This window comes from Micromonospora sp. CNB394 (assembly GCF_000374985.1).
GTDB classification, from domain to species: domain Bacteria; phylum Actinomycetota; class Actinomycetes; order Mycobacteriales; family Micromonosporaceae; genus Micromonospora; species Micromonospora marina.
The window spans coordinates 31,246-55,913 of record NZ_KB895858.1; the positions used below are offsets into that span (position 1 = coordinate 31,246).

Here is a 24,668-nt window from a genome sequence, read left to right on the forward strand (position 1 = left end):
GTCCGTGACGGCGGCATCAGCTTGCGCGGAGGACGACGACGGCCGCAGCCACCGTCCGGCGTTCAGGCGACGTGGCGGCGCCAGAGCCCGTAAACGGGTCAGAGCGGACAGCATGAGGGGTGCCTCCTTCAATACCGGGGTGCGAGAGGGTGACCCGCCGCGAGGGTCATCGCCAGCAGGTGATCAACAAATGGAGGTGTGGTCGGGCGTCAGGGAGAACGAGGCGACGCTGCCGGTACGACGCGCCGACGCATCGGCATGGCGAAGCGATGCGCTCGCACTCGGCACGGCAACCCGTCGGGCCCCCGGTCGCCAGAGGAGGGCCGCCACATCCGCCACAGCGCCGGCCCGCCGGGCTCCAACAACACCGGTGACCGCGGCTCATACCCGAGCCGAGCGAGCAGGCCCTCTCGCGGACAGGCGCCGCTCACCTCCGCGTACGCCGGAAGCCCCTCCGCATCAAGCTCACGGTGGTAGCTGGACAGCAAGGCATGTGCCGCACCGCATTGCCCGGTACGAGCCGCGAAGTGCGCCAGATAGTGATGCGGAGAATGCGGAACAACCGCATCGACGTAGGCGTGCAACAACGCGAACCGAGGTGCATGCGATCCGAGATTCCGCTGCAGGTCATACACCCACGAGGCAGCCGGCGCGGGCGGCTCCAACCGCGAATACCAGACCGACACAGCGGCTTGGTCGTCGGTCGTGACAACCTGGCCCTCGTTCAACCCGCGCCTCAGCAGAAGTCGTGCGTAGCCGAGCAGAACGCCGGCTCGTTCAGCTGCATTCGGAACCAGCCAGGCGGCCGTAGGCTGCGCCATCAGCGTATCCGCCACGACCCTCGACAGAGGGTCGATGTCCTCGACGGCCGCGCGGCGGATCACCGTCTTCGGAAACGTCATGTCGCGTCCCTCGTGGATCGGCTCGGGCCGCTGTTGGCCGCAGTCGCGTCCGCTGCCTCTGGCCCCGGCGGGTGTGCAGCCCGCTGGCGGGACATCCATTGAGCCGAGTCGAGCGCGCGCTGAAAGGTGGTGGCGAGGTGCAACCTGTCCAAGGGAACCCCCGCCAGGGGCAGACGTTGCCGCGCCGTCTCCACCAGCCCCGGCGGGCCAGAGACGAAGACCGCCTGCCCTGGCCGGTGGTGATACAGCGCCACGCTCAGCAGATCCCCCTGCGCGGCCGGTTCCACATCACGGTCATCCGAGAACGCCAACACCACCGTCAGCCAGTCACCATGCGCCTGCTGAAGCTTGTCCAACGCCACGGCGTCATAGAGATCGAGCAGAGTCCGCGCGCCCACCACCAACGTCACCCGATGATGGCTCTCCGATGCGGCTACCTGTTCCACCATCGCTCGCAACGGCGCAAGACCCGTGCCACCCGCCGCCAACAAGAGGTCAGCATCACCAGCCTGTTCCAGCGACAGCCCGACCTCCAGCGCCGGCCCCAGCCACAGCACCTCCCCCGGCCTTACCTGCTCGACCAGCACGGGAGACACCACGCCCGTTGGAATCGCCCGCACGTGAAACTCGAACGTGCCGTCGGCGCGAGCAGCGTTCGCCGGAGAAAGCCAACGCCACTGCCCGGGTAGCCGAGGCGTGCACACGGGCATTGCCTGACCTGGCAGGTAACGAAGACGACGCGCCGGTCGAACGGTCAAGATCGCAATGTCATCGGCAGCCGCCTCGCAGGCCACCACCTTGGCGACCGTGAGGTGAGGGCCGTCGCCCAACGCACGCGCCGCCCGCTCGGCCAGACGGAGCGCCCGGCGGCAACCGACCTCCCAAGAGCCGGCCTGCCCCGGGTCCCAACTCGTACCCGCGAACCGCCGCACTGTGTCTACCACCGCCGCAGCGATCACCGTGCTGTGATACGGGTACAGCCCGAACCGCCGGTACATACGACCCGCCACCGACAACGCGGCACGCCGAGCAGGTGGATCACCCTGCCCAGCCGCCATCTGCGCAACCGTCGAGAAGAACATCGGCGCGAGCTGCTGAGGCAGGAACCGGACGCTCCTGTCTTCCATGAACGACCAGAAATGGTCGGCAGCGTGGCTGGGGGCAGCGAGGGCGAGAGCCAGCAACTTGTCCGGATGAGACTCGCGCCCGCCAGGGCCGGGGCCAGGGTTCAAGGCGCTCATCCGAGACTTCCCCTCGTCGAGGACGACCAGCAGGGACAGGCAACCCGTCGAGGGTGCCGAGAATATATTCTCGGCAGTCAGGGTGACATTCGCCCACGGGGATGTCAATCTTCTGATGTAACTTTTCGTCCCCGTCCCGCTACGCCGGATGACACCGCCATGAGGTGAGAGGCCCAGGGATGACCCCAAGAGAACCGGAGGATGAGCCCATGGCTAGGCCGATCGGACCAACGATCCCGAGGTGGCAGCTCGGTGAGCAGCTCAGCGCACTGCGTGAGAGGGCTCGCGTATCGCAGGGCCAGATCGCGGACCGACTCGGGTGTTCGGTTAGCAAGATCCAGAAGATCGAAGCTGGAGAGGTCGGCGTCGTGCGGGCCGAGCTGGAGGCGATGCTGGCCAGCTACAACCTCACCGACGATCAACTGCGCACGGAGTTGTTTGCGTTGCAGGGGCTCGGCAAGCAGCGTGGATGGTGGTCGAAGTTCGGCGCGGTGCCTACGCCCTTCGCGACGTTCCTCGGCATCGAGAGTGCGGCAACCACAATCAGGGCTTACGAGCCGATGGTCATCCATGGGCTGCTTCAGACCGAGGGGTACGCCCGTGCCATCGCCGGAACCGTCGCCCTCCTTACAGACGATGATCAACGTGAGAGACAGGTGCGGATCCGCATGGAGCGACAGGAGAAGGTGTTTAGCGACGACCCGCCGGAAGTATGGGCGATCTTGGATGAGGCTGTCCTTCGTCGGGAGATCGGCGGGCCTGCGGTGATGGCCGCACAGCTTCGACACCTGCTGGCGTTGCCACCCTGGGTGACCGTGCAGGTGGTGCCCTTCGGCAATGGCGGATACCCCGGAACCCGTGGCGCAATGACCATCTTCGAGTTCGACGAGCGGCTTCACAGCCCCGTCGTCTACGTAGAGTGCCAGGCAGGAAACCTCTACCTGGAGAAGGAAGATGACCTGCGCCGCTGTAACCTTGCGTATAACCACATGACCGCATCAGCCCTCAGCAAGCAGGAGTCCGTCCGGCTGGTTGAGGTCGTGGCCCGCCAGTACGAGGATTCCGCGAGGAGCGCACGGTGAACCCGGATCTGTCACGCGCCGTCTGGCGCAAGAGCAGTCGTTCTCAGGACAACGGAGGGTGCGTGGAGGTCGCCACCAACCTCAACCCCCTGGTCCCAGTCCGGGACTCCAAGGATCCCGGAGGGCCCGCGTTGATCTTCGGCAGCGAGTCTTGGAGGGCGTTCGTGTCGGAGGCACGGCGCGGGGCCCTCCCAGTGCGCTGAGCGTCAGCCAGTTGGCACACAGCCCGGGGTTGATCATCATGTCGAGAATATCTTCTCCGTTGGCTTGACCCTGTTCGCGCTCCGTTACCGTGGGTTCCAGAGCTTCGCTACCCCTCGCGAATATTGCGCATCAGTTCTCCTCATGCGAGCATCGCCGTGCGGACGCGCCGCGGTAGGCGCGGTGAGGGAGAGGGGCGACATCGTGCAACTCGAGTTCATTCGCAAGTGGAGCGAGAGCGGGACGGGCAACTGCCCTGCGCTGTACCGTGCCGACAACGGCAACTACGTCGTCCAGGGTTGGCAGGTAGACGACGAGACGCGTGCCCAGCTTCGCGATCTGGGCGCAAACGAGACGGCCGTCGAGGTTCCTGCCGACGTCATCGCCGGCATCCTGGCACAGGCATCCTGACCATGGCCGAACAGCTCACCGGCGATGATTTCAATAAACTGTTTCGCTACTTCACCGCCACGGCATTCCGGCTAGAGGTGCAACCGGTATACGACGTGACCGACGAGCGGCAGTCGATTGACGAATTCCTCGCCGGTGAGCCTCGGCCAGTAACCGAATTTCCCTTCTACGCAGCCTGGCTGGATCAGATCCGCTCGGTGACGGCCCAGGGGCGTCGGGTTGAGCGGGTGCGAGTCCTCACCGAGCCGCCCACCGACTACCAGCGGTGGGAGATGTGGAGCGGGCAGTACAACACCGCCGCAGGCGAAAGAATCCGCTACATGAGTCGCAGCCGAGCAGAGAATATTGGGCTTCCGATTCAGGACGACTGGTGGCTCTTCGACTCGCTGCGGCTGGCGCTCATGCGGTTCAGCGATCAAGGTGAACCTCTGGGCGGGGAGATCATTACGGACCCGACTATCGTGTCGCAACATGTTGCCTGGTGGAATCTCGCCGTTCGACACAGCTCTCCGGATGCAGATGTCACTCGGCTAGCACCGGAAAGTCCATAAAGGAAGTCCTCAAAAGTGGATTCGATCGAGGACTGGCTGCGGCGGCCGGGTGGGCTAGCCGGGCACCTCCGGGACCTTCGTCGCGGTGCGGGGTTGACCGGTGCCGAGTTGGCGAGGCACCTAAGCTGGACGCAATCGAAGGTCTCGAAGATCGAGACCGGCAAGCAGATGCCAACCGACGAAGACCTTTCCGGCTGGTTGACGACATGCGGCGCAACGAAAGCCACAAAGGCTACACTCACCGCTTTGCTCGCCGAGGCGCAAGGGTTGCATCAGGAGTGGCGCCAGCAGGTTCGGCTTGGACAGTCTGCCATTCAGCGGAACTATGACCAGCTGGTCAGCAAGGCAAGCAAGATCCGGAACACAGAGATCGTGTACATCCCCGGCCTGCTCCAGACGCCCAGCTACGCTCGTTCTCGGATTGAGGAGGGCGTGCAACTCCACGGGGCCGATCCCGATGAGGTGGGTTCAGCAACAGCACGTCGAATCATGCGACAGCAGGTGTTGTATGACACGTCAAAGGATTTCGAGTTCCTCGTCTTCGAGGGCGCGCTGCACATTCTACTGTGCCCACCGTCGGACATGCTCGCGCAACTCGACAGGCTCATCAACATCACCGACATGCCCCACATAAAGCTCGGAGTTATTCCATTTGGTCGCCAGCTCGCAACCGCACCGCAGAACTCTTTTCTACTGCTCGGTGATGACTTGGCAATCGTTGAAACCTTCATCGGCGAGTACATGTTCCATGGCGGGGAGGCTGCTGCCTACTCGGCAGTCATGGATCGTCTGGCAAACGACGCCCTGTACGACGTTGAGGCCCGCAAGATTGTTCAGCGAGCCATGGCGGCGTTGCGCGGGGTCGCTTAAGATCCGAATTGCGGCCCATTACGGCGTAAGATGCAATTGCGAGTGGCCCACGACCGCCAGCAGCCAACCGACCAGGAAAGCTGGACCCATGGGCGTCAGCGCGTTCACGGAGTGCCGACGCTGAGACGCGGCAACGACAGCGCCATGAAGGATCAGGCCCGCGAGTAGACCGAGCGCCGCTGTCTGCCAGCTCAGCCAACCGAGGCTGAATGTGATTGCGCCAGCGAACGCAACGTCGCCAAGCCCGAGTTGGCCCGGTAGGGCCAGAGCGATGATTAGCATCATGGACGACGTGGTGAAGCACGCAGCCGTTGGAGCTACGAGTGAGCCGGCTTCGCCTTCAGTGATAGCTGAAACGACAAAGGACAGCACCGATGAGGCAAAGAGCAGCCCCGTGAGGAGATACGGGAGCCGCCGGTAACGCAGGTCAATGATGGCCAGCGCAACGCCAACGACTGAGAAGATCCAGTAAGAGGGAAGGGCGATTGTTGACGATATCGAGGCCCCGACGACCGATGAGGCGCTTCCCGTGCTGGCGGCAGTACCGAGACGGAGCCTAGGGCTTGCTGCGCCGCCAACCCACCAGCGATCCGGCATCCGGACCGGGCCTGATGCTCGAACGTTGTAGACGAGGGCGGCCACAGGCAGGCCAGCGACGGCGCCAGCGATGCCGAGCCCGATCGCCCGGAGGCTGCTCACCTGGCGGGCCTGCCGTCGCTGCTGCCGCGGTGCTGGCGACTCCAACGTCTGATCTCGGCCAGAAGGTCAACGAGCTTCTCGCCCCCGACGGTCAGCCCGTAGTCCGCTCCCTGGTAGTGGTGCTCAACGAGGTGTTCTGAACAGAGGTAGTTCAGGGTGTCTGTCAGCGTGCGCGAGTGCACGGGCTCGTCCTTGATTCGCGACACGACGTGTTGCAGCGTCGTGTAGCGAAGTGGTCCGTCGTGGAGAGCCGTCAAGATCGCCACGGAAAGCTTCCGCTTGGTCAGAAGATCCAGCAGCTCTTGCACATCCTTCATCAGCGCTACTCACCTCCCCCGAATCCGAGAGCGCCGCACGAAGGTCACAGTCTATGCAGGCATAGCCACGCACAGCGAGAGATCTAGCTAGGGTTAGCAGCATTCAGCATGAAGCGTCTCTTCCTAAAAACGGCTTAAGTAGCAAAAACCGCGAATCAGGGTTCCTCAGTCTGCGCGCTGTTGATGGAAGTACCGACGCCCCCCGCTGACGAGGTGCGCGAGGCGACCCAGCGGTGCAATCGCAGTAGGTGGCCGAAGATTGCCTGCCCCTTAGCAGTGAGGCTGAAGTGGGTATCGGCGAGCGGGTCGCCGTCCAACGAGCCGCCACATACGCTGACCACGAACCCGTAGGCGGCCATCGCACGCAGGATTGCGGTCGGGCTCGAAGCTTCGGCGGCAATCTGCGCGAAGGTTGCGGTGCCGCCCCTGGCATCCAGGGCGGACAGCACCTCGTACGAGCCGCGTCGCGCGAGCAATGCCAGCGCCTGCTCCAAGCGTTCGGGGCCGCCCATCACGCTTCCGCCCTTCTCGCGACCACAATTTCAAGGAAGCCTAGCTGTTATCGACACTGGCGGATCTGTCAGGTCGACGACACTACATCGAGGCATTTGAGCGCTTATGTAACTCGCAGTTGCACCGAGGTACGTACTCCGGAGTGCGTGAGTTTTGGCCGCTTCCACGCACGTACCCACAGGTACGCACGTAGACATCACCACGGGGTCAGGGTGTAGACACGAGTCGTGACCTTGGTGCAGCTGACCGTCCGTCCGCCGCGTCAAGCCTCGCAGAGCCGGCGGCCAGACAGGGGCCGACCGCCGAGATCGGGGAGGTAGGAGCCGGTGTTCACCCGTCAGCTCATGGCATGTCTCGTCGGCGCGTCAGTGCTACTCAGCGCTGCGTGTCGTTCTAGCGAACCCAGCGGGTCGACACCGACGACGCGACCGGCGACGCCGCCGACCACGCCGAGCCTCGGACCGAGCGCTATCGCCGAGAGGGACGCGCTCCTCGCTTATCGGAGCATGTGGGGCGCGTTCGTAGACGCGGCCAAAGTGTCGAACCCGGATGCCCCTGACGTACGCCGCTACGCCTCTGATCAGGCGTTGAGGCTGATCGTCAATTCGCTCTACACCAACCGTGAACAAAAGAAGGTCACCAAGGGGTCCCTGGCTCTCAACCCGAGGATCACCCAAGTCAAGCCGGAACAGGCTCCCACGGAGGCAGAGGTGCTCGACTGCGTCGATTCGACGCGGTGGCTTGAGTACAAGGTCTCCGGCGGGCTCTGGGACGACAAGCCCGGCGGCAAGCATCGCACCACCGCGACGGTCAAGTTCACCGGCGGCACGTGGAAGGTCAGCTCGTTCATCCTTGAGGAGTCCGGGACATGCTAGGCCGGCGGACGTCGGGCCCAGCTTCGCGCTGGCCACAGCTCCTTGGCATGGTCGCGGCTTGTTGGCTGCTCGGCTCCGTGCTCCTGCCGGTCCCGGCGTCTGCCGGTGATGGAACCGGCGGCGTGCAGTGCAGCAAGGACGACCCTCGTCCGGCGTGCGACGTGAACGCGGGGACGCCAGGTCAGCCAGGTCAGCCAGGTAAGCCGGACGGCGGTGATGGAGGTGGCCAAGGCGGTGACGGTAAGTGCCGCAACCCGGCTGGTGAGGAGATTCCGTGCGTTCGGGATGGGGCGTACGCGGGGGCGGACGGCTGTTACTACGCGCCGGCCGATCCGTCGCCATCCACGGTCGCTGCGCTCGGGGGTCAGCCGGCGGGCGAGGGCGGCTGGTACATGCGGACCTGCTACGGCGACCCCGGCTCGTTCGGCGGGGTGGTGTGGATCGCAGGTGCGCCGCCGGTAGTTTCTCCGGCGGTGTTGGCCCGGCAGGCGCGGGCGCGCTTGGACCTGCCGAGGATTGTCATTCATTTGAACCCGCCGGGCGACCAGCTCGTGAACCTGCCGGTCTGGTTGGCGCTCGATCGGCAGTCGTGGCGGTCGGTTTCGGCAACGGCCTCGGTTCCTGGGGTCAGCGTGACGGCGACGGCGCGGCCGGTGTCGGCGACTTGGTCGATGGGCGACGGAGTGACGGTGACGTGCACCGGCCCGGGAACGGCGTGGACGTCGGGTACCGATCCGGTGAAGGCGTCGCCTGACTGCGGCCATGTCTATCGGCGGTCCTCGGCTAACGCACCGCGAGGCACCTACGGGGTGACGGTCACGGTCACGTGGGAGGTGACCTGGGCCGGTGCGGGGCAGTCCGGAACGGTGCCGGGGCTCGTAACGACCGGGCAGGTGCAGACGCGGGTCCAGGAGTCTCAAACGGTCACCAACTAAAGGCGAGCAGACAGCTCCGCTCAGGCGCCACTTTCAAGGAGGACAAGCTATGGCGCTGGATTCCGTGCGCCCAAAGTCAGGTCGAGAAGATCGTTTAGCGCCTTCGTCTGCGAGTGCGGGGCGGGGGCCCTGGCGAGCAGCTAGGCGGCGTCGCAGGATGCCGTTCGTCGCGCTCGGCGGGCTGCTGGTCATCGTATGCGTGCTGGCGTACGCCTACGGGGCGGCGCAGCTCGGGGACCGTGTCCAGGCACTCGCGGTGGCGCGGCCGGTGGCGGCTGGACAGGCGATTGCCGCAGCGGACCTGACGCAGGTGTCGGCTGCGCGTGATTCTGGCGTACGACTGATTCCGGCTGCGCAGGCCGCAGAGGTGGTGGGCCGGACGGCGGTGGTGCCGCTGGTGGCCGGCACCCTCCTGATGCCGGAGCTGCTCGGGGATGCCGCCTTTCCGCCGGGCGGTCAGGTGACGGCCTCGGTGGCGTTGAAGCCGGGCCAATATCCCCAAGGGCTCGCGGCCGGCGCGCGGGTGACGGTGTACGTCACGGCCAAGGCACAAGAGGGCGGCCAGCCGGCTCCGGCGGCCAGCTCGGGATCGAGTGCGTCAGCGCCGGCCCGACTGTCGGCGGTGGTGCTGGGTGTTGACCTCGCAGGTGACGGGCAGGGCGCCACCGTCGTTACGCTGCTGCTGCCCGCATCTGACGGTCCGCTGTTGGCGGCGGCTCCGTCCGGCGGTGTGGTGCTGATGCAGACCGCGCCTGAAGGGAGCTGACATGCCTCTGGTGGCGGTGACGTACGTAAAGGGGCGTCCGGGTGCGACGACGACGGCGCTCGGTCTGGCCGCGGTCGCGCCGGAGTGGGCGCGGCCGGTGGTGGTGGAGTGCGATCCGGCGGGTGGGGATCTGGTGCGCCGGCACGAGCTGGCTGCGGTGCCGAGTGTGGTGGACCTGGCCGCCGCCGCGCGGGGCACGGCGAGGCCGCGTGAGGTGTTCGCCGCTGTGACGCAACCGCTGAAGGTGCGGGAGGCCATGGTGCCGGTGGTCTGCGCCCCGCCGGGTGGGGCACAGACCCGGGCCGCGTTGCCGGAGCTGACCGGCGGTGGCCGGGCGGTACTGACCGCCCCGGACCGGGTGGTAGTGGCAGACTGCGGCCGGTTGGGGCAGGGCTCGCCGGTGTGGTCGCTGCTGCGCCTGGCCGATGTGGTGCTGGTGCTGGCGCGAGCGAACGCCGCCGACGTGGCTCATCTGCGGGAGCACTTGGGCGACCTGATCGACGCGGGCGAAGGCCGGCTCGTGGTGCTGCTCGGCGCAGGCGCCGCGTACCCGGCGGCTGAGGTGGCCGATGTCCTGTCGACCCACATCGGGCAGGAGTTGGCGCGGGACCCGCAAGCCGTGAGCGTGCTCGGCCCGCTGCCGCACGACCGGCGCGCGGCAGCGGTCCTCGGCGGGGACCTCGTAGCGGGACGGCGGTGGCGACGGCTGCCGTTGATGGCCGCCTACGCCCGGATGTGGGACGACCTCGCGCCGTACCTGCCCGCCGTGGCTGCGCTGCCGACAGAGCAAGCCGCGGAGGCGGCGTCATGACCGGCCCTCTGCTGCCTGACTCGGCTACCCGGGAGGCCAGCGAGATCCCTGTGGTGCGGCGCATTCGTCGGGAGGTCGCCGAGCGGTTGACCCGTGCCACTCGAGCGCACGAGACAGCCACCGGTACGCCGATGCCCGCTGACGAACGGGCTGCCACGACCCGCCGCCTCGTCACCGAGGCTCTGGACGCGTACGCCACGGCGGAGATGAACGCCGGGCGCCCGCCGCTGCGCCCGGACGTCGAGTCGCGGGTAAGCCGGTCGGTGGCGGACATGCTGCTCGGCGCGGGCGGGCTGCAGCCGCTGCTCAACGACGAGCGGATCGAGGAGGTCCACGCCAACGGCTGCGACCAGGTGTTCGTCCGCTACGCCGACGGCAACCGCGTCCAGGTCGCACCGATCGCCGATACCGACAGCGAGATGGTGGAGCTGATCCGCCGCTTGGCCGCCGACGCCGGTCGCGCCGAGACCGGCGGTGAGGGTGCCGAGGAGCGCCGCTGGGACCGCGCCGCGCCGATCCTCAACCTGCAGCTCGCTGACGGTTCCCGGCTGCACGCAATCATGTCGGTCACGAGGCGTCCGGCGTTGTCGATCCGCCGGCACGGATACGTGAAGGTCACCCTGGCCGACCTGGAACAGCTCGGCACCGTCAATCCGGTGCTGCGGGAGCTGCTGGCCGCCGCGGTGCGGGCGAGGTTGAACATCCTCATCGCCGGACGGGTCGGCGCGGGCAAGACCACTCTTCTGCGCGCTTTAGCCTCCGCGATCCCAAGTGACGAGCGGATCGTCACCATCGAGGACACCTACGAACTGGCCCTGGATGCGGACAAGGTGTTGCACCCGGACGTGGTGCCGTTGCAGTCGCGGGAGGCCAATGTCGAGGGCGAAGGCGCGATCGACATGAGCATGCTGTTCCGCTCCGGTCTGCGGATGTCACCGGACCGCGTCATCGTCGGGGAGATCCGGGGACACGAAGTCATCCCGATGCTCAACGCCATGTCGCAGGGCAACGACGGGTCGTTGGGCACCATCCACGCCTCGTCGTCGGGTGGTGCGCTGAAGAAGCTGATGCTCTACGCCGCGCAGGCACCGGAGCGGCTGGCACCGGCCACCACCAACCTCCTCGTCGCCGAGTCGGTGCACCTCGTCGTGCACATGGGGTTCACCGCTGACGGCCGGGGCCGGGTGCTGACCTCGGTGCGAGAGGTGGTCGACGCGGACGGCTTGGCCGTGTCCAGCAACGAGATCTTCCGCCCCGGCCCGGCTGGTCGGGCCGTGCCGCACGCGCCCGCATCGACCGGGCTGTTGTCGGCGCTGGCCGGGCGCGGTTTCGACCCAGGGCTGCTCGACGACGTCCGTACCGCCCCGGGTGGTGGGTGGGCGTGATGGTGTTGACGGTGCCCCTTGCCGCGCTGCTGGGGGCCGGAACCGCATTCGGGCTGGTGCTGCTGGCGGTTGGCCTGTCGCGCCGGGATGCCGGGCCCGTCGACCTCGACACGGAGTCGCGGTTGTCGAGGCTTGCCTCGTCCCGTGGGGCGGTCGACCGCCGTCGGGTGGCCCTGTGCGTGGTGGTGGGCGTGCTCGTCGGCGTGGTGACGCGGTGGCCGGTCGCGGCGGCCCTGGCGGCGGCCGGGGCGTGGGTGCTGCCGGCCATCATCGGCCCGGACCGCGACCACGCCCGCCGGGTTGCCCGCATCGAGGCCATCGCCACTTGGACGGAAGCGTTGCGGGACAACCTGTCCGCCGCGGCCGGGTTGGAGCAGGCGATCACCGCCAGCGCGATCGAGTCCCCAGAACCGATTCGTGAGGAGGTGACCCGGCTCGCGATGCGCCTGCAGCGCAGGTGGCGTTTACCGCAGGCGCTGCGCGCGTTCGCCGACGAGTTGGCGGACCCTACCGCCGACCTCGTGGTGGCTGGCCTGGTGATGGCGGCGCGGGGCAGCGGCGGGCAGCTCGGAGATGTGCTGGGCGAGCTGGCCGCGTCCGCGCGGGCGAAGGTCGCCTCGCGGCAGCGCGTCGCCGCCGCCCGCAAACGCAACCGCACCTCCGCGCGGGTCATCGTCGGTGCCACCCTGTCCATGGCCGGCTTCCTCGTCGTACTCAACCGGGGCTACCTCGCCCCATTCGACACGCCGACCGGTCAGCTCGTCCTCCTGGCCGCCGGCGGCTGCTTCGCCTGCGCGTTCGCCTGGTTGAGCCGGCTGATGCGCGACCGAGACACCGCCCGAATCTTGGCGGGGGTCGCCGCGCCGGCCGATTCCGAGGCGGTGCCGACATGACCGGGCTGGTGCTGCTGGCGGGGCTCGGCACCGGCCTGGGCCTGTGGCTGATCGTCGTGGGCTGGTTCCCCCGCCCACCCCGCCTGGATGCGGCCCTCGACGCCCCGTACCGGCGCAGCCCCACCGCCGACCCCACCACTGACGGACGCCCGCTGGGATGGACCGGACGGTGGGGTCGTCCGGCCGTTCACGGATTGCGCCGCGCCGGCCTGCCTCTGGCCAGCACCCGCCGGGACCTCGCCACCGTCGACAAGCCGGTGGACGTACACCTCGCCGAACAGGCGACCGCCGCCGTGTTTGGGCTGCTGCTGCCGCCCGTCGCCGCGACGCTGCTCGCCGTCGCCGGGATAGGCGTCGGAGCGGTCATGCCCGCCGCCGTGTCGCTACTGTTCGGCGCGGCCGGGTTCCTCGCACCGGAGCTGTCGGTGCGCTCCGAGGCAGCCAAACACCGGGCCGCCTTCCGCGACGCCCTGTCCTCGTTCCTGGACCTGGTGGTGATCAGCCTCGCGTCCGGGGCCGGCGTGGACCAAGCCCTCGACGACGCCGCCAAGGTGGGCTCCGGCCCCGCCTACACCGAGCTGCGCTACGCGTTGACCGAGGCGCGGCTGGCCCGGGTGCCGCCATGGGACATCCTCGCCGCCCTCGGCCGCCGCGTCGCCGTCGCCGAGCTACAGCAACTCGCCGCCACCGTCGGCTTGGCCGGCACCGAAGGCGCAAAGGTCCGCGCGTCGCTGCGCTCCCGCGCCGTCGCCCTACGCGCCCGGCAGCTCACCGACGCCGAAGGCGAGGCCAACGCCGCCACCGAACGCATGGCGCTACCCGTCGTCGCCCTGTTCGCCGGGTTCCTGATCTTCCTTGGTTACCCAGCTCTCGCTGCCGTATTGGGCGGCCTGTAGGACGCGAGCCCCGCGAACCCGAGGCTCCGAATCGCATTGGAGGAATACACCATGTCCGCTCTCATCTCTTACCTCGCCGCCGAGCTGCGGGACCGCTGGCAGACGGTGCGCGACACCAAGGACGGCGGCTACTCCACCGAGGCCGTTCTCGTCACCGCCCTGCTGGTCACCCTGGCGATCGTGGTCATCGGCATCATCGCGGTCAAGGTCGCCGGTAAGGCCAACAGCATCAACCTCGGCTGAACCCGATGCCGAGGACCATCCGGAAGCCCCGTGCCGAGCGCCCACCCTCCCCGGCGCTCGGCGCGGCCCGGCGGCTACGCGCCCGCTGGCGACGCGTCGCCTTGCGCTCCGATGCGGGCGCCGCGACCGCCGAGCTGGCCGTCGCGATGCCGCTGTTGCTGCTCATCGTCATGTTCGTCATCCAGGCCGGAGTGTTCATGCACGCCACCCACGTTGCCCAGAGCGCTGCGACCCGCGCGGCCAACGCCGCCGCCAGCTACCAATCCAGTGCCACCGCCGGTAGGGATGCGGGCGAGCAAACTCTCGCTGCGATCGGCGACGGCGTGTTGAAGAACCCGTCGGTGTCGGTGACCCGCACCGCCACCAAGGTTCGCACCGAGGTAGTGGGCACGGCCACCTCGGTAGTACCGGGCGTGCGCTGGACGGTACGAGCCACATTGGTTCGACCGACCGAGCGCTTCATCCCCGACAGCGAGGCCGCGCCGTGACGGGAGCAGGAGCACGGGTAGACATGACCCGTCGACTGCGGCAGGTGACCGCACACGCTGACCGGGGGTCAAGTACCGCCGAGGCGGCACTCGCGACTCCACTGCTGGTGGCGCTGATGCTGTTCGTGGTGCTGTGCGGCCGGCTGGTCTCCGCGCAGATGGACCTCGACGCCGCCGCCAGCGCCGCGGCCCGCGCCGCCTCCCTCGCCCGCACCGACGCCGCCGCCCGAGCCGTAGCCGACCGAACCGCCCGGGAAACCCTTGCCGCCCGCGCCGTCCTCTGCCAACAGATCACCGTCGACGTGGCCACCGGCGGGCTGCGCCCCGGCGGCGCGGTCACCGTGACCCTGGCCTGCACCGTTCCGCTGTCCGACCTCGCGCTGCTGGCCGTGCCCGGATCCCGCACCGTCACCGCAACCTCCACCAGCCCGATCGACGTTTTCCGAGGAGGCCCGACATGAGGCGACCCGACGCCGGCCGCTGGCGGCGGCTCCGCGACCGCGCCGCAGATGACTCCGGCCAGGTGACCCCGTTCGCCGTCTTGGTGACCATCGCCCTGCTCGCCGTGGCCGGGCTCGTCCTTGACGCCGGGCTGGCGCTCGCGGAGAAAGTCCGCGCCCTCGACATCGCCCAGGCGGCGGCCAGGGCCGGCGCGCAGGAACTCGACCTGTACCAGTACCGCACCACCAACATCGCCGAACTTGACCCCGCCCGCGCCGCGTCGGCCGCTCGGGCATGGCTCGCCTCGGCCGGCGCCGACGGCGAAGCCACCGCGACCACGGCCACGGTCACCGTGACGGTGCGCCGCACCAGCCACACCCAACTCCTGCAACTCGTCGGCGTCCGGCAGCTCGACGTGTCCGCTTCCGCGACCGCCACCGCCGTGCAAGGCGTCACCGGCCCCAACACCTGACCCGCCCACCGAGAGGAGACGACCAGCATGATCCGCGCCATCACCCGGACCACACGCGCGCTGCTCGCGCTCGCCGTCCTGGCCGGCTTCACCGCCGGAGTGCCGTGGCTGCTGATCGTCGCCGCCGGCTGGCCCCTCGACTGGATCGGCTGGCCAACCCCCAGCGGCATGCCCGGCCTGGCCGACCTGTCCGCCGCCGCAACGAGCACATGGTCAGACCAGATGGTCCTCGCGCTGCTCGCCACGATCGGCTGGCTGCTGTGGGCGCAGTTCCTCCGCGACACCACCATCGAAATCATCGACGCGTTCACCGCCGCCTCGGCCACCCGGCGCGGTCTACCCTGCCGACCTGCGAGGCGACACGGTCCGATCCGCTGGGTAGCCGCCGTGCTCGTCGGCGCGATAGCCGGAGCCATCCTGATCGACACCGCCCCCATTGCCACCGGCACACCGAGCGCGTCCGCTGACGCCGCCGCGCGCCATCCCGCCGTGACCGCCGCCCCCGCACAGCTGCACGACCTAACGGCCGCGCAGCAGGGGGCACGTCCAGCGGTGACTATCAGCAGCCGCGCCGCGCTGGTCGCTACCAGCACCGCCCTGCCCCTGACCGCGTCGAAAGATGGACATGCCGTCCCCGAGTGGGCGCGCGAGGCCCCCGGTGGAACACACCGCGTCCTCGCTGGCGACACCCTGTGGGACCTCGCCGACACGCACCTCGGCAACCCGAACCGCTGGCGGGAGATCTACACACTCAACCGGGGACACGAACAGGCCAACGGATACGCCCTCACCGACCCCGCCGAGATCCACGTCGGTTGGATCCTCGCCCTGCCTGCCCGCCACGCCACACCCGCGCCCACCCCACCCCGCACCCACCGTCCCGACTCCGGCAACCCCGGCGCCACCACAACCGAGCCCACCGAGACCGTTCAACCCGCCGCCCCACCGGCCAGCACCGCCCCCGCTCCCAGCACTCCCGCACCGAGCGCGCCGAACACCGCCGAACCGAGCGCTCCACACCGTTCGGCGGACGCCGCGACACCTACCCCCGACAGCGAATCGGAGCATGACCGAACAGAGGGCGAGACCGGCGTCACGCTGCCGACGCAAGGCTGGATCAGTCTCGGCCTGGCCGCCGCCATCGCCGCCCTGGCAGCTCTGCTACGCCTGCAACGACGCCGCCGAGCCCGGCTGACGCTCCCCGCGCCGGTCACTACCGCACCGCAACCCGCCCCGACCCCACCCTCCCTGGCCCGGGTCGACGCCATTGGCAGTCGCCACCTCGGCACCGATGAGCACCGGGCCGTCAGCCCCACCGTGCCGGCCCCGGTCGGCATCAACTCAGACGCTGCCGAGGTCAGCCTGTTCCACCTGCCCGGCACCGGCCTCGCCCTCTACGGCGACGGAGCCATCCCGGTCGCCCGCGCCATCCTCGCCGCCGCCCTGACGACCGGCACGGCCGACGCCACAGCTACCCGCCCAGTGGTGGTCACGACCGCCGACCTGCTCGGCCAACTCCTGCCCGAAGATGCCCCAGCGGTCGGCCTGGACCCCGACGGCACCGCCTACGACGGCGAACGCCTCATCGTCCTCTCCGACACCGCCGCCGCCGTCACCCACGCCGAAGAGGAGATGATCGGCCGCCGGAGGCTGCTGGACAGCTTCGACGCCGCCACGATCGCCGACCTCAACGCCCGCACCGACCACGCCGAAACCCAGCCGCCATACGTCCTGCTGATCGAAACCACCGCTCGGCACGCCGCCCGCGTCCACGCCGTCGACACCCACCGCGCGGCCCTGGACCTGCACCCGGTCCTTCTCGGCCACCACGACGGCATGCCCACCGTCGAGGTCACCAGCGAGGGGATCGTCACCGGCGACCAACCGCAACCGGCGGCCCGACTGTCCACCCTCAGCGCGGACGACCTCGCCGCCGTCCTTGCCATGCTCACCGAAGCCTTGGCCCGACCCGAGGCCGGCACCGACGTAGAAGACCCACCCGCCCAGACTCCCCCGGCCGCGGCGCCCACCGAGGCGAACGAGCCCGTTCCGGTCCAGCCAGCCGACACGGCGACCTTGGTCCAGCTACGGGTCCTCGGCCCGGTCACCGTCTCCACCGATGCCGGCCCGGTCTCGACCGGCATGCGCAGCGGCTCCTACACAGCGCTCGCCGTGCTCGCCGCCCACCCCGCCGGGCGCACCCTCGACCAACTCGCCGAAGACCTCCACCCCAACGCCAACCCGAGCGCCGCCGTCAAGCGCGTCCGCACCGACATCACCACCGCCCGGCGGGTGCTTCGCACCGCGACCGGCCACGACGAGTCGATGTTCATCGTCTACGACCCGGCCACCAGCCGCTACCACCTCGACGCCGAAACCATCACCGTCGACCTGTGGCAGATGCTCACCGCCATCCACGAGGCCGCCACCACCGACAACGACGCGGCACGACTCGCCGCGCTGCGCCGCGCGACCGCGCTATACGCCGGTGACTTCGCCGAAGGCCACGACCACACCTGGGCCACCGACTACGCCACCAGCTACCGCCACCACATCCTCACCGCACACGCCCGCATCGCCGAAATCCTCGAAACCGAGCACCCCGACCAGGCGATAGCCGAGCTCGAACGCGCGGCGGACCTCGACCCAGTCAACGAGGAGCTGTGCCAGCGGATCATGCGCATCCACGGACGGCAGCAACGGCCCGACGAAGTGCGCCGCACCCTGCGCCGGCTGGAGGAACGGCTGGCCGACCTCGGCGACGCTGAACCGTCCCAGGCCACCCGTCGCGTCGCCGAACGTCAACTCCGACCCGCGGCACCCCTCACCGGAACCCGACCGTGACCGGCGCCCAACTCCGGCGGATGCAGTGGGCCGTACGAGCGACCCTGGCTCTCGGCGTGGCCGCCTCCGTCACCGCGAACATCCTGCACGCCCAGCCCAACGCCATCTCCCAAGCAATCGCCGCTTGGCCGCCGCTGGCGCTGCTGATCACCGTCGAGCTGGTCACCCGCGTATCCATAGCCCGGCGGGCCCTCGGTGTCCTGCGGATCGCCGCCGCCTCCACCATCGCCGCCATCGCCGCCTGGATCAGCTACCACCACATGATCGGAGTCGTCGCCCGCTACGGCGAGACCGGCACCGTGCCCTACCTCCTACCGGCCTCCGTTGACGGCCTGATCATCGTCGCCTCCGTATCCCTCGTCGAACTCGCCGCCCGCCGCCGCGAACTCGACAACGCACCAAACCCAGCACCGCCCACGCCCCCGCACCCACCCGCACATCCCACCACTGCCGTATCCGAGCCCATGCGGCTCGCCAGCGACACCGCGCCGGCCTTACCGAATCCCCTGCCCGGACCTCAGCCCGAAGACATCGACGGCGGCACGCGGCACGCGTACGAAGATCCCGACACCGCCGAACATCCGCCCGGCAGCCGCAGCTCCACCAACAGCGTGCACGACCACGACGTCGACAGCGATCCGCACGAGGACGACGACCCCGAAGACTCCGACCGAGACCTTCCCCCGGACCTCGTACCTCTGCTGCCCGCCGCCCGCACCGCCCGCGCCGAGCTGACCCGCGAAGGCCACACCGTCAGCCGCGACGCCCTCGCCCGACGGCTACGCCGCAACGGCCACTCCATCCGCAACAGCGGCGTATCCCAACTGCTCGCCGCGCTACGCCGCGAAGAGCGACCGGTCAACGGCTCCCGACCCACCACCTCGGTATAGCGCCGACGTTCGGCGCACCACGCACGACCACACCCGCGAGGAGGCCGCACGTGACCGAGCCCATCTCCCAGGCCGCTGCTGGTCGATCGCAGCGCTGCCCGCGCTGGTGCACCGAGTGCCGCGACTGCGACACCGGCCCCGGCTCGCTGCGCGCCCGCATGCATCGAGGGCGAGCCGACACCGTCCACCTGTACGACGAGGCGTGCCTCAGGGTCGAGGCACAGGTACGGGTCGCGTTCTGGGACAAGTCCCCGGACTGGATCGGCACCGACCCAGCCGACCTGGAACGCCCCTACGTCGAGGTCAGCGTTTCATCCCACAGCGGCCTCCAGCTAAGTCTCAGCCCGGATCAGGCGCGCCACCTCGCCGCCGCTCTCCTGCACGCCGCCCACGCCGCTGACACCGCGATCCCGAACGGCACTACGAGATAACGCGGAACACCGCATGCGACATCACCGCTGCCTTCGCCCGGAGCCGTTGGTCCATGCCCCAGGTCGTCGCCACCGACAGGCTTGATCGCTCAACCGAGGTCAGCGTGGATGGATCCGGATGTCCGGCCGGGCATCACACCGAACACATCAGGAGGCTTCATCGTGAACGACCAGCCAGCCGCGTCCCGCACCGTCGAGGTCGACGCCGACGTATACGACGTGTTGGAGCGCACCGCCAACCGCCGAGACACCGATATCAATGGTGCGCTGCGCTACCTGATCGAGGCGCCAAAGGTAGCCACGGTACCGCAGGCCACCGAAGACGAGTGACCTAACTGCTACGGCGGCTGCCGAGGGGAGAAACCCGGCAGCCGCCGTCTTCTCCAACGTCAGCAGCTTGGTATCACCTAACATGGGCTACTCGTCGCTCTCTCCGTCCTCATCTAGATTCTCCAGGTCAAGGGTGCTGGGGCTTACCGTGATGGGGAATTCACCGCTGATCCGGCCACGTATTCCGTTAGCGGTTGCGGACCAGGTGGCCTTCAGCGTCGTTCCTGGCTCCTCGTGTACGAGTAGTGGCACTGGTTCCAAGGTCATCGCGTCCTCGGCGCGCAACTCGAAGTCGTCGTAAACGATGGTGACGGACCCGGTGTCTCGCACGGTGTACGAGGGGCCTGGGCCGGGGAACACAGGCGCGGGGATGTACGACCCGAAGTTGTGGGCACCGAGTTGAATGGGGCTGCGAAAGGTTGGCATGCCGAGGGGCTTGGGGGCACGCGGCACCCCCGGGCGATCCTCCTCTAGGGCCTCGACCAACTCCTCTGGATAGCTCCTCACCTGCCCCGGAACGTGCACCTCAAGCCGAACGCCGACGAAGCCAACATCGGTGGGGTTGGTCACCGTCACCTTCAGCGAGGCCGGCTCGTGCCGGAACAGATCCCAAGCTCCGCGACGCACGAGAGCATCTTCCGCGTCGTGGAGAAACTGCGCGATCTCCTCGGCGTACTGCTCCTCGGTGCGGCCATCGGGAACCCGCTCTCCTAGCAGCCCGCCGCGTACCCCCACGAGGTCAATGCCGGACTCACGCCCTCTGGACCGGTAGCGCGCAGCGAGAAGACCAGGCCGGCGCTCATCCACCCATCGCCTCACCGCTCCATCGATGTCGGCCGCCTCCTCAACAGCCGAGGGGATAGCCGCCACGGACAGCTGCAGACTCGGGGTCCGTTGGAGCAATCTGGCCTGGAGCTTGTCGAAGTCGTCGGGGTTCGCCGGGTCGGTACGGCCGGTGTGCCGGACGAAGATCGTGGCCGATCTAAACTTTTCGGTCTGCTTACGCAGGATGTGGATGGGATCGCCCGGCTGCGGCGGATCCACGATCACGACGAGGACCTGTTTCCCGTCGATCGCGATGTACTCCGGCGTCCAGTTGATCGCGGTGCCGACGTAAGAGCAGACCTTGCCAACCAGCTTCTCCGGGTCCAAAGTCGCCACACCACTAATCGATCCGGGCTCGACCCCGACGAGAAGGTAGCCGTACCCACCCGCCCGTCGCCCGGCGGCAGCAGGCTCGCGGTTGGCCAGGCCAATGATGGCCTTGACGACCTGCTCCAGCCCAGCCGACGTGCTTAGGTCGAGCGTCGACTTCCATTCAATCCAGAGGTGCTCGTCGTCCGGGTCGGCGAGACTGACTGCCCGAACAAGGTCGGTCAGCTGGCTCGGGCGCAGCAGCGGGGCGGAGGTGTCGATCTGCAGAACCACGCGATCAACGATAGGACCAGCCTCCGACGACAGCACAGCGTTACCCTCGATCCGTCAGAGTGGTCTGCTCCTGGCCTGACCGTTTCGGCTTGACCGTTTTGTCCACTGGGTTCGGGCGTGGGATCGCCACGTGTCACTGTGGACGCGCGAGGTCTCCGGACTCTCGGGACGTGGCCTTTCTGCTGGTAGGTGCAGAGATCTGCTGGTCAGGTGGTCAACGGGAGCAGGCTGAGGCGTTGCCAGCAGAGCGTGAACGCCTCAGCCCAGGGCCAGGTCTCGGGGATCGACAGCACGCGGCGGCGGGCGTGGGCGGCGAGTTTGCCGGGCAGGTGTAGTAGCCGGTAGCGCAGGGTGTCGGGTTCGGCGTGGGCGAGGTCCGGCTGGTCGTGCAGGCCGAGCAACCGCGTCCAGGCGGCCAGATCCGCGGCGATGTTGCAGGTCAGGACCCACCCTTGGTTGACGGTCCACGCTTTCGACGGCAGGTTGCGCAGTCCCATCGCCTTGCCCGTCTTCACGTGATCTTCCACGCTGGCGTGAGCCCGGTGCAGGGCGTCGAGCCATTGCGGTTGGTGAGAGCCGGGCACCCGGGCGATGCGGGTGATGTTGGTGGCTACGACCTGGTACCGCCAGCCGGTGCGTTTCTCCAGGTCGGTGAGGTTCTTGACGTGCCGGGCCGAGGGTTTCACCCGCCGTACGAGCAGCCGTAGGGTGCCGGTCCAGCCCGCGAGCCGGGTGTTGAGGCCGGTCAGTTCCGCGACGTGCGCGGTACTGGTGGCGGTGCCGTCCTGGTTCAGGCTGTCGGTCCACGCGTCGGCGGGCACAGCGGCGATCGCGGTCTCGTCGTCGGCGGTGATCGTCCAGCCGACGGTGAACTTCACGCTGCGCCACGCCCGGTTCATCTGCTCCAGATGATCGAGGAACTCATGGGTGGCACCGGCCCCGTCGACGCGGATCAGCAGCTTGCGCCGATAGGTGACGGGGAGCTGGCCGATCGCGTCGCCGAGGACCCGGATGTGGTCAGCGACCGTGTTCGAGCCGGCGTTACCGGGCCTGAACAGCATGGCCAGGCACTCGGCGGTATTCGAACACCAGGCGCCCAGCGGGTGGAAACCATAGCCCTTCTTGAAGGTCGCCGCGGCGCCCTGCTTCATGCTGTGGGCGGTGATCAGGGTGGCGTCCAGATCGATGACCACCCACCCGGACAGCAGCTTGCCCGCCACGGTCAGCCACGGGAACCCCTGCGGGCGGCGGGCCAGCAGCGCCCACACGTGAGCGCGGACCTTCGCCCGCGCCTTCGCGATCCGTTTCAGCATCGCCTCGTCGAGGCCGGCGAGGGCTCGCCGCACGGTCGACTCTGATGGCCGATCACCGAAGACCAGGCCCTGATGGGCGAGCAAACCGATGTCGGACATGCTCGTGGCGCCGAGCACGATCGCCACAGCCAAGGAGACCAGAACCGTGCCGCGATCCCACCAGCCAGGACCGTTACCGCGCGGCAGGACCTGACCCAAACCGCTGGTCAGACCGGTTCGATCAGCGCATTTACGCAGCAAGACCGCACCCACGTGACCGACCAGACCCTTGGCGTCCGAGCTGACGACCAGCCGCTGATCCCACCCACTACTCTTACTCACCAGAAAGGTGCACCTTGCTCTGCTGTGGACATGGCGTAGACACCCACATCCTCGCAGGTCCGGTGCACCTTTCGTTTACCGCCCTCGATCAGCCAAATCCCTTCTGAACAGGGGAGGTTACTGACGAGGGCTGGACAGCTTGGCGTCGCCAGCAGCGGTAGGCACCGCCTGCGCCTCGGCAAGCAACCGCTGCGCGGTGCGCTGCGAGACGCCGAGCACCCGCGCCAGCTTCACGCCGAGCCCCCGCCGGTCCCGCCCAGCGGCGCCCGTCTCGGTAAGTAGCTCAATCGCGGTGTGAAGGCGAGGATCGTTGGCGTACGGGTGCGGCTGGCGAGCACCGGTCGCGCCGAGGGTACGGCCGGTGGATTGCCGCCCGGTGCGGGCGTCGGCCACCGCCCATACGGTGCGCCGTCGCCACAAGCGGCGGACCCGCCCGTCAGGCAACTCCTCGACGCGGTCGGGATGGTCGAGCAAGGTGTCGGGCAGGTTGCGGTATGAGCCGTAACCGAGAACGCGTGCTGCGGCACCCGAGCCGATCAGATCCTCCGGGTCGCCGCGGCGGTCGACCTTCGTCAGCTCGGCGCGCTTCGCGGCCTGGTGCGCGCCTTGAAATGCCTCGATGTCGTCGAGCCAGAACCAGTCACGGCCGTCGTGGCGGAAGCCTTCGGGGAAGCCAAAGCGGGCGCGGTGGCGGTGCCAGTGGTTGACCGTGGAGTACGCCGCGCCGGTATGCGCGGCGACACCCGCCCGGTCGAGGGCGATCCTCCCGCCCATTACGCGTCGTGCCACGGTAGTCATCCTCCCCCGGAGGTTCCTCCTTACGGCGCCGCAGGCCGAGCGGATGTACCACGCGCCGTAGGATCGGTGGCACGCCCGGCCCGGGTAAAGGCGGTCGTTGGTCCGCCGGTCCGCCCGGAACAGGCGAGGTGGCCGGTCGGGAACTGCACACACCCTCAGGTGTGCCCGCCGGCCACCGACCCCACCGGCCTACACGTGCGGGCGCAGCAGCCGCCACGCCACCTGTGACATCCGGTCGATGCGCAGCGCGGCCAGTTTCGCCCGTGTCGCGGGTTTCAGCGCGTCGTACACAGTCAGGATTGCGGCGGCGGTCGTCATGTCCACCATCACCCCGTCGATCTTGCGGCAGTTGCCCCGTGTGACTTCGCGCAGTACCTCGATGACCCGGGGGTCGCCTGCGGTGGCGTCGTCGGGAAGCGCGTCGAACTCGATCAGCCCATCGCAGTCCGGGCAGGTGACGAGGTGCGGGTCGTCGGTGATGCGGGTCAGCGGTCCGTCATCGGCTCCGCACACCGCGCCGAGGCGTCGTCGGGCCTGCGCGTGGGTGAACGCCGGCCGCTGTCGCCGTGCGCTGTCGGTCATGAGATCGCCTTCGGGTCGGGCCAGATGCCGAGAGGGTGGCCGGGCGCTATCTGGCCCCGGCTCGGGGCGAGGGTGTCGAACACCTCGGAGAAGGTGTCGTTCAGCTCGCCCCGGGTTCGCATGAGGTGTTTGCCTCGGGTGAACTTGGCGGGCAGCGCGTCGGCCACGCGGCGGATCAGCCCGTAGAGGATTGGTGCAACGCACGTATTCGTGACCGGCCGTATTCATCCGCCTCCCGGCCAGCAGCGTCTGCCTGGCGGCTTGGAGTGCAGAGCCGGACACGCCACTGAGCACACGGCACCTAACGACATCTTCGAGTGCGGCTGCCGGTGAGGATCGCGAAGCCGCGTTCTCCGAGGCATCGCATTAGAGCGACCGGCAATAGGCGTTACCTGAGTCGGCGGGTTGTCGGTCGGGTGTCCCAGCGATAGAGCGTGCGGGCTCGTTGGATGAGTTGACGGATCGTGACGATCGCGGCGGCCAGGTACAGGTAGAAGTCGATGATCGCCGCGTTGCGGTCGGTGCAGCGGCGGATCTTGCCGAAGCCGTTCATCCACGAGGGTTGGGTCGGCCACGCGGCGAGGTGCCAGCGTGAGCTGGCCCTTTTCCGTGTGGCCTCCCGCCGAACCGGACTTGATGGTTTCCCGATCATCCGGCTCTCCAGTGACTACTGCGTGAGTGGGTCGGTTGGATTCCCGGTATGGATGTGGTCGTGGCATGCGGCGCAGACCACGAGGGT

General features: G+C 68.5%; 30 protein-coding genes and 1 pseudogene. 20 read left to right on the top strand and 11 right to left on the bottom strand.

Going from position 1 to position 24,668, the window contains the following annotated elements; all coding sequences use genetic code 11:
- Nucleotides 1-209: 209 nt before the first annotated feature.
- Both C569_RS32650 and C569_RS0125495 read right to left on the bottom strand, forming a co-directional pair.
- The gene (locus C569_RS32650) at nt 210-902 is read right to left on the bottom strand and encodes an N-acetyltransferase (RefSeq protein WP_081636023.1); all 693 of its coding nucleotides are present in this window, start codon (nt 900-902) and stop codon (nt 210-212) included.
- Complete coding sequence (locus C569_RS0125495; RefSeq protein WP_018788568.1) at nt 899-2,143, bottom strand: FAD-binding oxidoreductase; 1,245 nt, start codon at nt 2,141-2,143, stop codon at nt 899-901. The genes C569_RS32650 and C569_RS0125495 overlap by 4 nt, the downstream gene beginning before the upstream one ends.
- Nucleotides 2,144-2,352: 209 nt before the next feature.
- Between C569_RS0125495 and C569_RS0125500 the strand changes: the two genes are divergently transcribed.
- From C569_RS0125500 to C569_RS0125515, 5 genes are all read left to right on the top strand, one after another.
- The gene (locus C569_RS0125500) at nt 2,353-3,225 is read left to right on the top strand and encodes a helix-turn-helix transcriptional regulator (protein WP_018788569.1); all 873 of its coding nucleotides are present in this window, start codon (nt 2,353-2,355) and stop codon (nt 3,223-3,225) included.
- A complete protein-coding gene (locus C569_RS32655; RefSeq protein ID WP_081636024.1) occupies nt 3,222-3,428 on the top strand; it encodes a DUF397 domain-containing protein in 207 nt (68 codons plus the stop codon). The genes C569_RS0125500 and C569_RS32655 overlap by 4 nt, the downstream gene beginning before the upstream one ends.
- Before the next feature lie 202 nt (nt 3,429-3,630).
- Complete coding sequence (locus tag C569_RS0125505; protein ID WP_026268637.1) at nt 3,631-3,837, top strand: hypothetical protein; 207 nt, start codon at nt 3,631-3,633, stop codon at nt 3,835-3,837.
- A gap of 2 nt (nt 3,838-3,839) precedes the next feature.
- Nucleotides 3,840-4,388, top strand: coding sequence for a DUF6879 family protein (locus C569_RS31025; protein WP_018788571.1), 549 nt, complete (start codon nt 3,840-3,842; stop codon nt 4,386-4,388).
- Between the two features lie 15 nt (nt 4,389-4,403).
- Complete coding sequence (locus C569_RS0125515) at nt 4,404-5,258, top strand: helix-turn-helix transcriptional regulator (RefSeq protein ID WP_018788572.1); 855 nt, start codon at nt 4,404-4,406, stop codon at nt 5,256-5,258.
- Nucleotides 5,259-5,276: 18 nt separating this feature from the next.
- Here the strand turns inward: C569_RS0125515 and C569_RS0125520 are convergent, their stop codons facing one another.
- From C569_RS0125520 to C569_RS0125530, 3 genes are all read right to left on the bottom strand, one after another.
- The gene (locus tag C569_RS0125520) at nt 5,277-5,957 is read right to left on the bottom strand and encodes a prepilin peptidase (RefSeq protein WP_026268639.1); all 681 of its coding nucleotides are present in this window, start codon (nt 5,955-5,957) and stop codon (nt 5,277-5,279) included.
- The gene (locus tag C569_RS0125525; RefSeq protein ID WP_081636025.1) at nt 5,954-6,274 is read right to left on the bottom strand and encodes a helix-turn-helix domain-containing protein; all 321 of its coding nucleotides are present in this window, start codon (nt 6,272-6,274) and stop codon (nt 5,954-5,956) included. Before C569_RS0125525 ends, C569_RS0125520 begins: the two co-directional genes overlap by 4 nt.
- Nucleotides 6,275-6,429: 155 nt before the next feature.
- Nucleotides 6,430-6,786, bottom strand: coding sequence for a hypothetical protein (locus tag C569_RS0125530; RefSeq protein WP_036346896.1), 357 nt, complete (start codon nt 6,784-6,786; stop codon nt 6,430-6,432).
- Nucleotides 6,787-7,293: 507 nt separating this feature from the next.
- Between C569_RS0125530 and C569_RS0125535 the strand changes: the two genes are divergently transcribed.
- The 15 genes from C569_RS0125535 to C569_RS33385 all read left to right on the top strand — a co-directional run bounded on the left by C569_RS0125535 (nt 7,294) and on the right by C569_RS33385 (nt 19,487).
- Nucleotides 7,294-7,662 carry a hypothetical protein gene (locus tag C569_RS0125535; RefSeq protein ID WP_018788576.1) on the top strand — a complete coding sequence of 123 codons (369 nt, stop codon included), beginning with the start codon at nt 7,294-7,296 and terminating at the stop codon, nt 7,660-7,662.
- A gap of 47 nt (nt 7,663-7,709) precedes the next feature.
- Nucleotides 7,710-8,597 carry a hypothetical protein gene (locus C569_RS31030; RefSeq protein ID WP_036346897.1) on the top strand — a complete coding sequence of 296 codons (888 nt, stop codon included), beginning with the start codon at nt 7,710-7,712 and terminating at the stop codon, nt 8,595-8,597.
- Nucleotides 8,598-8,754: 157 nt separating this feature from the next.
- A complete protein-coding gene (locus C569_RS0125550; protein WP_018788579.1) occupies nt 8,755-9,363 on the top strand; it encodes an SAF domain-containing protein in 609 nt (202 codons plus the stop codon).
- A 1-nt stretch (nt 9,364) separates the two neighbouring features.
- On the top strand, nt 9,365-10,174 hold the full coding sequence (locus tag C569_RS31035) for a hypothetical protein (protein ID WP_036346898.1): 810 nt from the start codon (nt 9,365-9,367) through the stop codon (nt 10,172-10,174).
- Nucleotides 10,171-11,559, top strand: coding sequence for an ATPase, T2SS/T4P/T4SS family (locus C569_RS0125560; protein WP_026268641.1), 1,389 nt, complete (start codon nt 10,171-10,173; stop codon nt 11,557-11,559). The genes C569_RS31035 and C569_RS0125560 overlap by 4 nt, the downstream gene beginning before the upstream one ends.
- Nucleotides 11,550-12,452 carry a type II secretion system F family protein gene (locus tag C569_RS0125565; protein ID WP_018788582.1) on the top strand — a complete coding sequence of 301 codons (903 nt, stop codon included), beginning with the start codon at nt 11,550-11,552 and terminating at the stop codon, nt 12,450-12,452. Before C569_RS0125560 ends, C569_RS0125565 begins: the two co-directional genes overlap by 10 nt.
- Nucleotides 12,449-13,348, top strand: a complete 900-nt coding sequence (locus C569_RS0125570) for a type II secretion system F family protein (RefSeq protein WP_018788583.1) — start codon at nt 12,449-12,451, stop codon at nt 13,346-13,348. Before C569_RS0125565 ends, C569_RS0125570 begins: the two co-directional genes overlap by 4 nt.
- Nucleotides 13,349-13,399: 51 nt before the next feature.
- Complete coding sequence (locus C569_RS0125575) at nt 13,400-13,591, top strand: hypothetical protein (RefSeq protein ID WP_018788584.1); 192 nt, start codon at nt 13,400-13,402, stop codon at nt 13,589-13,591.
- A 5-nt stretch (nt 13,592-13,596) separates the two neighbouring features.
- Nucleotides 13,597-14,079 (top strand): TadE family protein, encoded by a 483-nt coding sequence (locus C569_RS31040; protein ID WP_026268642.1) that lies wholly within the window; start codon nt 13,597-13,599, stop codon nt 14,077-14,079.
- Nucleotides 14,080-14,102: 23 nt separating this feature from the next.
- On the top strand, nt 14,103-14,540 hold the full coding sequence (locus C569_RS0125585) for a TadE/TadG family type IV pilus assembly protein (RefSeq protein WP_018788586.1): 438 nt from the start codon (nt 14,103-14,105) through the stop codon (nt 14,538-14,540).
- Nucleotides 14,537-14,992 carry a pilus assembly protein TadG-related protein gene (locus tag C569_RS0125590; RefSeq protein ID WP_018788587.1) on the top strand — a complete coding sequence of 152 codons (456 nt, stop codon included), beginning with the start codon at nt 14,537-14,539 and terminating at the stop codon, nt 14,990-14,992. The genes C569_RS0125585 and C569_RS0125590 overlap by 4 nt, the downstream gene beginning before the upstream one ends.
- Before the next feature lie 27 nt (nt 14,993-15,019).
- Nucleotides 15,020-17,836 carry a BTAD domain-containing putative transcriptional regulator gene (locus tag C569_RS0125595; protein WP_018788588.1) on the top strand — a complete coding sequence of 939 codons (2,817 nt, stop codon included), beginning with the start codon at nt 15,020-15,022 and terminating at the stop codon, nt 17,834-17,836.
- Entirely contained in the window at nt 17,833-18,726 is an 894-nt protein-coding gene (locus tag C569_RS0125600; RefSeq protein WP_018788589.1) for a DUF2637 domain-containing protein, read from the top strand. Before C569_RS0125595 ends, C569_RS0125600 begins: the two co-directional genes overlap by 4 nt.
- 50 nt (nt 18,727-18,776) lie before the next feature.
- On the top strand, nt 18,777-19,157 hold the full coding sequence (locus C569_RS31045; RefSeq protein ID WP_018788590.1) for a hypothetical protein: 381 nt from the start codon (nt 18,777-18,779) through the stop codon (nt 19,155-19,157).
- 108 nt (nt 19,158-19,265) lie between these two features.
- A complete protein-coding gene (locus C569_RS33385) occupies nt 19,266-19,487 on the top strand; it encodes a hypothetical protein (protein WP_155945608.1) in 222 nt (73 codons plus the stop codon).
- A gap of 87 nt (nt 19,488-19,574) precedes the next feature.
- Here the strand turns inward: C569_RS33385 and C569_RS31825 are convergent, their stop codons facing one another.
- From C569_RS31825 to C569_RS31055, 6 genes and pseudogenes are all read right to left on the bottom strand, one after another.
- Nucleotides 19,575-20,915 carry a helix-turn-helix domain-containing protein gene (locus tag C569_RS31825; RefSeq protein WP_018788592.1) on the bottom strand — a complete coding sequence of 447 codons (1,341 nt, stop codon included), beginning with the start codon at nt 20,913-20,915 and terminating at the stop codon, nt 19,575-19,577.
- Nucleotides 20,916-21,121: 206 nt separating this feature from the next.
- Entirely contained in the window at nt 21,122-22,549 is a 1,428-nt protein-coding gene (locus C569_RS0125620; protein WP_196806782.1) for an IS1380 family transposase, read from the bottom strand.
- A gap of 117 nt (nt 22,550-22,666) precedes the next feature.
- A complete protein-coding gene (locus tag C569_RS0125625; RefSeq protein ID WP_051090535.1) occupies nt 22,667-23,347 on the bottom strand; it encodes a hypothetical protein in 681 nt (226 codons plus the stop codon).
- A 189-nt stretch (nt 23,348-23,536) separates the two neighbouring features.
- Nucleotides 23,537-23,929 (bottom strand): hypothetical protein, encoded by a 393-nt coding sequence (locus tag C569_RS0125630; protein WP_018788595.1) that lies wholly within the window; start codon nt 23,927-23,929, stop codon nt 23,537-23,539.
- A complete protein-coding gene (locus tag C569_RS33390; protein WP_018788596.1) occupies nt 23,926-24,096 on the bottom strand; it encodes a hypothetical protein in 171 nt (56 codons plus the stop codon). Before C569_RS33390 ends, C569_RS0125630 begins: the two co-directional genes overlap by 4 nt.
- 221 nt (nt 24,097-24,317) lie before the next feature.
- Nucleotides 24,318-24,488: pseudogene (locus C569_RS31055) on the bottom strand (IS5/IS1182 family transposase); the annotation flags it as partial.
- Nucleotides 24,489-24,668 lie beyond the last annotated feature (180 nt).